The sequence below is a fragment of the Paraburkholderia sp. 2C genome (genome assembly GCF_054589215.1).
Genome location: NZ_BAAILL010000036.1, coordinates 398,274 through 407,345, shown reverse-complemented (window position 1 = coordinate 407,345; position 9,072 = coordinate 398,274). Strand labels below are relative to the sequence as shown.

Sequence of the window (9,072 nt, the reverse complement as noted above, 5' to 3'; positions counted from 1 at the left end):
GTGTCGGGCATCGGCATGCCGTCGAGCACGCCGATGCCATACGCGAAAAACGACAGCGGCCGCTGCGCCGTCATTTTCGGATCGAGCTGCCGCAGGCTGCCTGCCGCCGCATTGCGCGGATTGGCGAACTCGCGATGGCCCGCCTCGCGCTGACGTTCGTTCAGACGCTCGAAATCGCGCTTGAACATCAGCACTTCGCCGCGCACATCGAGCACCTTCGGCACATGGCGGCCCTTGAGCTTGAGCGGGATCGAGCGGATCGTGCGCACGTTTTCGGTGACGTTCTCGCCGGTCGCGCCGTCGCCGCGCGTCGCCGCCTGCACGAACCTGCCGTCCTCGTAACGCAGCGAGATCGCGAGCCCATCGAACTTGAGCTCGCACGCATAGTCGATCGGCGTATGGCCGAGCGCGTCGGACACACGCTTGTCGAACGCGGCGATATCTTCGTCGGCAAAGCCGTTGTTCAGCGACAGCATCGGCATATCGTGCACGACGGGTTCGAAGCCGCTTGCGACTTCACCGCCGACACGTTGCGTCGGCGAATCGGGCGTGATCAGGTCCGGGTGCTCGCGCTCGATCTGCTCGAGCGCCTTGAAGAGCTTGTCGTACTCCGCGTCCGGCAGCTCCGGCTGGTCGAGCACGTAGTACGCGTAGTTCGCGCGTTCGAGCTGTTCGCGCAGCCACAACGCGCGCTCGGACGGAGCGTTCGACGCGGCGGAGCCGGCGGAGCTGGAGGACCTGGTTCGAGCCATGCTGTCAGCGTTTTCGCAGATAAGGTTCAGACGCCAGATTATCTCAGGAAGCGTCGCGCGTGACATAGACCGAACGGCCAGTTCCGTGCGCATACAAACACGCGAATGCGTGCAACGCGTGCATCGCATGCCGAAGCTTCGATTTTCCCTGGCCATTCGGCTAACGCTTGCGTTCGACCGTTGACAGTGCATCGCGTCAATGCGACCTTGGCAACCCTGAAGATGCATCGCGAGGAAAATCGATGAGCGCTGTTGGACGTGTGGAAACGGTGCGCTTGCCCGCGGCCGTCACGAGCCGTGTGATTCGCCGCATAGCCGTGTGGGCCGCGGTCATGCTTTTGCTTTTGCTCGCGAACGCGGCACGCGCCGTCGAACAGATCGTGCAGGTCGCGCTGCCGGCAGGTGCGTCTGGCGGCGCATCGATCGTCGACGACGCGTGTTTTCTCTGGTCGTCCGCCGCCGCAAAGCGTTTTGCGGAAAGCGGCGGGTACCCGTCGATCGCCGTGTACGGTGGCGACGTGAAAAACAATCCGTGCGAGGCGCTGTCGCACCACGGGTTCTATCGAAAGGACCATGCCGTGGTCGCGGCGATCAAGGCGTGGATCAGTGGCGGCGAGTGGCCGAAGGAGATCGAATGACGAAGCATCGCACGCCGCCGGCGGCCTTCATCCGTGCGGCAAGGGTCAGCCGAAGGGGCAGCAGGCCGACCCGTACCCGCACGGCGCTTACTGGCTGAACAACCTGCGCGTTACCGGCGAGCCGGCGGGGATGCCCGCCTGCTCGAGCTTCGCGTACAGCGTCATGAGCTGCTTTTCGATCGCGAGCAGCGCAGTCTCCGGCAACGGCCGCCGCTGATCGTCCACCACGCGCCCGCCGATACGCTCGGACAACGACTTCGCGTAATCGCACATCAGGCGGAACGGCAGGATGTCTTCGTCGGCAACCGGCACGTCGAGCACGAGCGTGATCATCTGGCCGCCCTTGTACGTGAGGTCGTCGCGCAGGAAGTTGGTGTCGCCGAATTGCAGCATGAAGACCGGGCTCTGCTTCGCATCGAGCTTCACAAAGCGCGTGCCGTCGCGCGACAGCAGCAGGCCGTCCTGCGAGGCGACCGCCTGCACGTAGTTGGCGGACCACGGCGCGCCGTCGGACAGCACGTTGATCGACAGTTGCGCGTCGCATTGCGCGGCAAAGCCGTCGAGCTCGCGCGCCATCGACACGGTTTCCATCATGTCGGGAAATTCGGGCGCGCCGTCGAGCGCATCGGCGAACTGCTGCACGCCGCTCACGAACTCGGAGAACTCGAGTTCGTTCAACGGTCCGTTGCGGTTCGCGAGCTGCGCCGCCGCGCGCAACTCGTCGTAACGCACGCCGTTTTGCAGCAGCTCCCACGCGCCGCCGCCTTCAGGCTTGCCTTCGATATGCACGGGCTTGCTGCCCGCGCGGCGCAGACGCTGCGCAAGCGGCAACACCTTGTCGCCGGCCACCGGCGCACCAAGACGAATCGGCACGATGCAATCGATGCGCCGGTCCACGACGGCGGGCGGCGCGGCGGAAATGGTGGTCGCCGCGGGCATGACCGGCTCGACGGGCTCGCCCGAACCGCCGGCAACACCAGGCTGGCCGCCCTGCCCCGACCCTTGTGCGCGCGGTTCCGCGGTCTCGCCGTCGGTCTCGGGGAATCCGTTGGGCGACGTCATTTCGGCCTGGATATCGGCCGGCGTATCGAGCGGCGCGGCCGCGCCGAAAGTCGGCTCGACGCGCTGCGGCGCGTCCGCGGGCTCGCCCGGCGCGCCCTCGCGGCGCGCCGTCGGCCGTGCCGGCGCAATAAACGGGCTCTGCTCTTCGTGATCGTCACGCGAGAGCGGATCGGCAGCGTCGCTCGGCATCGGTCTTGGCATCCGTCGCCGCACCTTCGCGCTCTGCCACGCGTTGTACACGACCACGCCCCCCACCACCACGGCGCCCGCGCCGATTAACCCGAGTGTCAACTCGTCCATGCACGCTCCATCAGCAATTCTTCTCTATGCGACGCGCTTTTCGCCGTCCGGCTTCGTCTGAACCCGCGTCGAGGCCACGCTTGCAACAGCACTCGCGGCCTCGATTCGTCGCCGGGATTGTCCGGCACGCGCGTCGCGGGTTCAAACGATATTCTGGGCAAAACCGGCAGCAGTTTCCATGTCGACCGCGACGATACGCGACACACCCTGCTCCTGCATCGTCACGCCGATCAACTGCTGCGCCATTTCCATCGCAATCTTGTTGTGTGAAATGAAGAGGAACTGCGTTTTATCCGACATCGCCCGCACGAGGTTCGCAAACCGCTCGGTGTTCGCGTCGTCGAGCGGCGCGTCGACCTCGTCGAGCAGACAGAACGGCGCCGGGTTCAGCTGGAACATCGCAAACACGAGCGCCGTTGCCGTCAGCGCCTTCTCGCCGCCCGACAGCAGGTGAATCGTCGAATTCTTCTTGCCCGGCGGCTGCGCCATCACCTGCACACCGGCATCGAGAATTTCGTCGCCGGTCATGATGAGCTTTGCCTGGCCACCGCCGAAAAGGCGCGGGAACAGCTCGCCGAAATGATGGTTGACCTCGTCGAAGGTGCCCTGCAGCAGCGTGCGGGTTTCCTGGTCGATCTTGCGGATCGCGTCTTCGAGCGTCTCGATCGCGTTCGTCAGGTCCGCCGACTGCGCATCGAGGAAAGCCTTGCGCTCGCTCGCGGCCTTCAGTTCGTCGAGCGCGGCCATGTTGACCGGCCCGAGCGCGGTGATCGCATTGTTGATGCGCGTCACTTCGCCCTGCAGGTACGACGGCTTCAGGTCCGGCGTAAGCTTCGCCTGCAGTTGCGCTTCGTCGACGCCGGCCGCGGCCAGTTGCTCGATGAACTGCTCGGCATTCAGGCGCGCGGCCTGCTCCTTCAACTGCAGTTCGGTGATCCGGTCGCGCAGCGGCTGCAGCGCGCGCTCGGCCGTCAACCGTGTTTCGTCGGCCGCGCGCAGCTTCGCGGTCAGATCGTCGAGCTCGAGACGCGCCGCGTGCAACGCCTCTTCCTTCACCGCGCGTATCGCAAGCGCGTCCTGCAGACCCGTATGCGCGGTCTGCTCGTTGATCGTTTCGAGCTCGGCGCGCGCGTCCTCGAGCGAGCCGTCGACGCGTTCGCTCTGCTCGTGCGCGACCTGAATGCTGCGCTTCAACTCTTCGATGCGGCTTGCGATATTGCGCGCCGCGAAGCGCGCGTCGGTCGCCGCGCGGTCGAGGTCGCGCGTCTCGGCACGCGCATTCGTCAATTCCTCGTCGAGCGACTCGAACGCGAGCTGATGGTCTTCGAAACGCGCCTGCAGTTCCGCAAGTTCCCCGTCGTGACGTTCGAAGTTCGCTTCCGATTCGGTGCGCAGCGCGCGCTGCTCGTCGATCTGCGCGGTGATCTCTTCGAGTTCCTCGCGAATCTGCGTGCTGCGCTGCGTGTAGCGCTCGTGCGCCTGCGCGAGCTTCAGCACGTCCATCTGCAGCGCGTGCACGCGCTGGGTGGCGCGCTCGGCCTGCTGGCGCGCGTCGTTCAACGTTTGCGAGGCCTGGGTATGCGCAGCCTCGGCGCGAATCGCGGCGGCCTTCGCTTCGTCGGCAAGCAACGCCTGCGCGCGCACCTGACGCGTCAGGTTCTCGATTTCCTGCTGACGCGCAAGCATGCCCGCCTGCTCGGAGTCGGCCGCGTAGAGCTGCACGCCGACGCGCGTCACCACATGTCCCGCCTTCACGACGAACGCGCCGCCTTCGGGCAATTGCGAGCGCATCTGCAGCGCTTGAGCAAGATCGTCGGCGACGAATGCGTTACCGAGCCAGTCGTTGAGCACCGCGCGCAAGCCCGCGTCGTCGATACGCACGAGCGACAGCATCGGCCGCAGCGCGCCTTGCGCCGCAGCCGGCTGGCCCGCGAGCGGCGGCGAATAGAACGCGAGCTTGGCCGGCGGCGCATCGGAGGCGAAGGCCTTGACCCAATCGAGATTCGACACCTCGAGCGCGGCAAGACGCTCGCGCAGCAACGATTCGAGCGCCGTTTCCCAACCCGCTTCGACATGCAGCTTCTTCCACAGACGCGGCAACGCACCAAGCTCGTGCCGGTCGAGCCACGGCTGGATCTTGCCCTCGGTCTGCACGTTCTCCTGCAACTGCTTCAATGCGGCAAGACGCGCTTCGAGCTGATGGATCTGCGCGCTTTCGGCCTGCACGCGGTCCTGCGCTTCGCGCCGCTCGCCGTCGAGGCGGGGCAGCGTTTCCTGCGCGTCCGTCAGACGCGCCTGCGCGTCGGACAGCACCGCTTCGTGCTCGGCAAGCTGCATGCGCAGTTCTTCGAGCTGCGCTTCGTCGGGCGCATCGAGGCCGCCCGCTTCGGTCTTCAGGCGCTCATGGCGCTGCTGCAACTGCTGCAGCTGCTGGTCCGCGTTGCGCTGATGCGCGGCTTCGAGCTTCAGTGCCTGCTCGGTTTGCGCAATGCCCGCGCGCTCGTCGTTCAGCTGCGTTTGCGCATCGCGCCAGCGCGCTTCGAGCGCGGGCAGCGCGTCGTGCTTTGCCGCGGCCGTTTCTTCGGCGATCGCGGCCTTTTCGTCGCCGGCCGCGAGTTCCTCTTCGGCATCGACGAGGTCGCCGCGCGCTTTCTCCGCTTGCGATTGCCATTGCTCGCGCTGCGCGGTGAGCGCCGCAATCTGCGCCTGCACGCGATTGCGCGATTCGACGATGAACTTGATCTCGGCTTCGAGGCGGCTCACCTCCGCATTCGCTTCATAGAGCGCGCCCTGGGCGCCCTGCATCGCGTCGCTTGCCGAGTAATGCGCGACGCGCAGCGTTTCGAGTTGCGCTTCGACTTCGCGCAGCTTCGCCGTATGCGCTTCGAGGTCGATCTGCGCCTGCTCGATCGCGCGCTGCTGGCGCTCGCGCTCGTTGCCCGCTTCGTTCTTGCGCAGCAGCCACAGCAAGCGCTGCTTCTCTTCGCCTTCGGCCTGCAGCTCGTTGAACTTCGTCGCGACGACGGCCTGGCCTTCGAGCTTCTCGAGATTCGCGCTCAACTCGCGCACGATGTCTTCGACACGCGTCAGGTTCTCGCGCGTATCGTGCAGACGGTTTTCGGTTTCGCGGCGGCGTTCCTTGTACTTCGACACGCCCGCGGCTTCTTCGAGAAACACGCGCAGCTCTTCAGGCTTCGCCTCGATGATGCGCGCGATCATGCCCTGCCCGATGATCGCGTACGCGCGCGGCCCAAGACCCGTGCCGAGGAAGATGTCCTGGATGTCGCGGCGGCGCGCCGGCAGGTTATTGATGTAGTAGCTCGACGTGCCGTCGCGCGTCAGCACGCGCTTGACGGCGATTTCCGCATACTGGCCCCACTGGCCGGCTGCGCGCCCATCGGCGTTATCGAATACCAGTTCGACGCTTGCGCGGCTGCCGGGCTTGCGCGCCGTGGAGCCGTTGAAGATCACGTCCTGCATCGATTCGCCGCGCAATTCGGAGGCGCGCGACTCGCCGAGCACCCAGCGCACGGCGTCGATGATGTTGGATTTGCCGCACCCGTTCGGACCAACCACGCCGACCAGTTGGCCCGGAACCTGGAAATGCGTGGGATCGACGAATGACTTGAAGCCAGCGAGTTTGATCGAGGTCAGACGCACGGCGATATCGCTGATTGAAAAGAGAAAAGGGAAGCGGACCCGCGTACACGCCGCGTTGCACCGATGGCTCTACCCCATTGATGCACCGCGCGAGCGGCCGCTAAAGCAGCGGCAATCATACCATCGCACGTGAGCGATTCCGGCCGTCCGGATCGCCGTCGTCCCCGCTTTGGGGCGCATCGGACGCCTGCGACGCCGTCCGGCTTCGGTGCACCCGGCTCGACAACGCCGAAGCGAGCACGATGCAGGCGCCGCCCGCCCATTCGCGCGGCCCCGGCGCTTCACCGGCGAGAAGCCACGCGGACAGCGCGGTAACGACGATCTCGAAGAGCATGATGATCGATGCGCGGTTCGCTGGCACGCGTGCAAGCCCATATTGCACAAGCATGTTGTTTGTGCCCAACACGACGCCGAGCGCGACGACGAGCAAGGCCGCCGTGGCCAGATGCACGCCGGCGGGCGGCGCGGGCATGGCTTCGAAAATCGATGCGCATGCGCAGAAGAGCGCCGCGCCGCCGAAGATCGTCGCCGTACGCATTTCGGCCTTCATGCGCGGCAATTCGCGCACCATCTTCAGCGTCAGCACATTGCTCATCGCGAAGCCCATGCCGCCGGCTAGTCCTGCCCATTCGGCGAGGCTGCCGGGCATCGGCAGGCCGAGCCGCGGCGACCACAGCATCAGCATCGCGCCCGCCAGCGATAACGCGGCGAGCGCCGCGCCCGACCAGCGGAGCCGCTCGTGCAGCAGAAAGTGCGCAAAGAGCGCGGTCCACGCGGGCGTCAGATAGAAGAGCAGCAGCACACGCATCACCTGGCCGTGGATCGCGCCCCAGACGAAGCCGAGATTCGTCACGCCCGCGGCCAGGGCAAGCGCGGGCAACAGCCAATGCCAGCGGACCGTCGCGATCGAACGACGCTTGAGCAGCAGCACGAACAGGCAGCCGGCGCCGCTCGTCAACGCCGCCGCCACGGTGCCGCTGATGCCAAGCGCAGCAAGCGTGCGCAATGGATACCAGACGACGCCCCATACCGACGCGCCGATCAGAATCGCGAGCGTCGGGCCGGCGGAAAAGCCGCTGCCGCGCGCTGCGTCAGGCTGCGTGTGCACGGTGTCGTTCATCGGGATGCGCTGTGTCGCTCATGGGGCCTCGTCGGACTGTTCGGTTTGTTGCTCATTTTCTTGCTCATCTGGCCGCTCATCCGGCTGTATTCATCGCACTCAGCCCATGCCGTAGCGGCGCTTCGGCCGATTACGGCGCGCGCCGCCAAGCTATAATTGCCTGCTTATCCGCCACCCGCGTGACGCCCATCGCGCCTCACGCTGTCACACCGGCGGCCGCCCATCATCGCCCGTTTTCGTTCCGACCCGGTCCGTCAAGTGAATCCGCTACTCGACTCGCTGCAACCCTATCCGTTCGAAAAGCTGCGTCTGCTGTTCAAGGACGTCACGCCGCCCGCAGGCATCAAGCCGATCAGCTTCGGCATCGGCGAGCCGAAGCACCCGACGCCGGCCCTCGTGCGCGACGCGGTGATCGCATCGCTTGATGGCCTCGCTTCGTATCCGGCCACCATTGGCTCGCAGCCGCTGCGCGAAGCGATCGCGAGCTGGGCGTCGGCGCGCTACCACCTGCCGCCGCTCGATCCGGCCACCGAGGTGCTGCCGGTGGCGGGCTCGCGCGAGGCGCTCTTCGCGCTCGCGCAAACGGTGATCGACCCGCGCCGCGACGGCACGCAACCCGGCGCCCAAGCCGCGGCCGGCGAGCCTGCGATCGTACTCTGTCCGAACCCGTTCTACCAAATCTACGAAGGCGCCGCGCTGCTCGCGGGCGCACAGCCGTACTTCGTGAACAGCGATCCGGCACGCAACTTCGCCTGCGACTATGCAGCGGTGCCGGCCGACGTCTGGGCCCGCACGCAACTGCTCTACGTCTGCTCGCCGGGCAACCCGACCGGCGCCGTGCTCACGCTCGACGACTGGCGCGAGCTGTTCGCGCTGTCGGACCGCTACGGTTTCGTGATCGCCTCCGACGAGTGCTATTCCGAAATCTACTTCGACGAAGCGAAGCCGCCGCTCGGCTGCCTCGAAGCCGCGCACCGGCTCAACCGCGGCTACGAGCGGCTCGTCGTGCTGTCGAGCCTGTCGAAGCGCTCGAACGTGCCGGGCATGCGCTCGGGCTTCGTCGCCGGCGACGCGGCGATTCTGAAGCAGTTCCTGTTGTACCGCACGTATCACGGCGCGGCGCTGTCCACCGTTTATCAGACCGCCAGCATCGCCGCGTGGAACGACGAGGCGCATGTGCGCGAGAACCGCGCGAAGTACGCACGGAAGTTCGCGACTGTCACGCCGATGATCGCGAGCGTGCTCGACGTGCGGCTGCCCGACGCCGCGTTCTACCTGTGGACCCACGTCGCGCGCACCGGCCTGTCGGATACCGAATTCGCCCGCCGACTGTACGCCGACTATAATGTGACGGTTCTGCCCGGCTCCTATCTCGCGCGCACCGCACACGGCACGAACCCCGGCCGCGACTTCATCCGCATCGCGCTGGTCGCCGACGTCGACGAGTGCGCCGAGGGCGCGCAGCGGATCGTCGATTTTTGCCGCGGGCTCAAGCATTGAAGTCGGCGCATCTCACCCACCTCTCCATTCTTTTCAACCG

Annotated in this window: 6 protein-coding genes; 2 read left to right on the top strand and 4 right to left on the bottom strand. The window is 66.2% G+C overall.

Annotation, left to right across the window (positions count from 1 at the left end; translation table 11 throughout):
- Positions 1-752 (bottom strand): DNA ligase LigA-related protein (locus tag ACYPXD_RS14445; protein ID WP_459712335.1); only part of this gene is annotated, 752 nt, incomplete at its 3' end.
- Positions 753-994: 242 nt separating this feature from the next.
- Here ACYPXD_RS14445 and ACYPXD_RS14440 point away from each other — a divergent pair.
- Positions 995-1,390, top strand: a complete 396-nt coding sequence (locus ACYPXD_RS14440; RefSeq protein WP_459712333.1) for a hypothetical protein — start codon at positions 995-997, stop codon at positions 1,388-1,390.
- A gap of 87 nt (positions 1,391-1,477) precedes the next feature.
- Here ACYPXD_RS14440 and ACYPXD_RS14435 read toward each other — a convergent pair whose 3' ends face one another.
- The 3 genes from ACYPXD_RS14435 to ACYPXD_RS14425 form a co-directional block, all read right to left on the bottom strand.
- A complete protein-coding gene (locus ACYPXD_RS14435) occupies positions 1,478-2,752 on the bottom strand; it encodes a cell division protein ZipA C-terminal FtsZ-binding domain-containing protein (protein ID WP_459712331.1) in 1,275 nt (424 codons plus the stop codon).
- Positions 2,753-2,893: 141 nt separating this feature from the next.
- On the bottom strand, positions 2,894-6,412 hold the full coding sequence (gene smc, locus ACYPXD_RS14430) for a chromosome segregation protein SMC (RefSeq protein ID WP_459712329.1): 3,519 nt from the start codon (positions 6,410-6,412) through the stop codon (positions 2,894-2,896).
- Positions 6,413-6,527: 115 nt separating this feature from the next.
- Positions 6,528-7,532, bottom strand: a complete 1,005-nt coding sequence (locus tag ACYPXD_RS14425) for a DMT family transporter (protein WP_459712326.1) — start codon at positions 7,530-7,532, stop codon at positions 6,528-6,530.
- 258 nt (positions 7,533-7,790) lie between these two features.
- Between ACYPXD_RS14425 and dapC the strand changes: the two genes are divergently transcribed.
- Positions 7,791-9,032, top strand: a complete 1,242-nt coding sequence (gene dapC / locus ACYPXD_RS14420; protein ID WP_459712324.1) for a succinyldiaminopimelate transaminase — start codon at positions 7,791-7,793, stop codon at positions 9,030-9,032.
- The last annotated feature ends 40 nt before the right edge of the window (positions 9,033-9,072 follow it).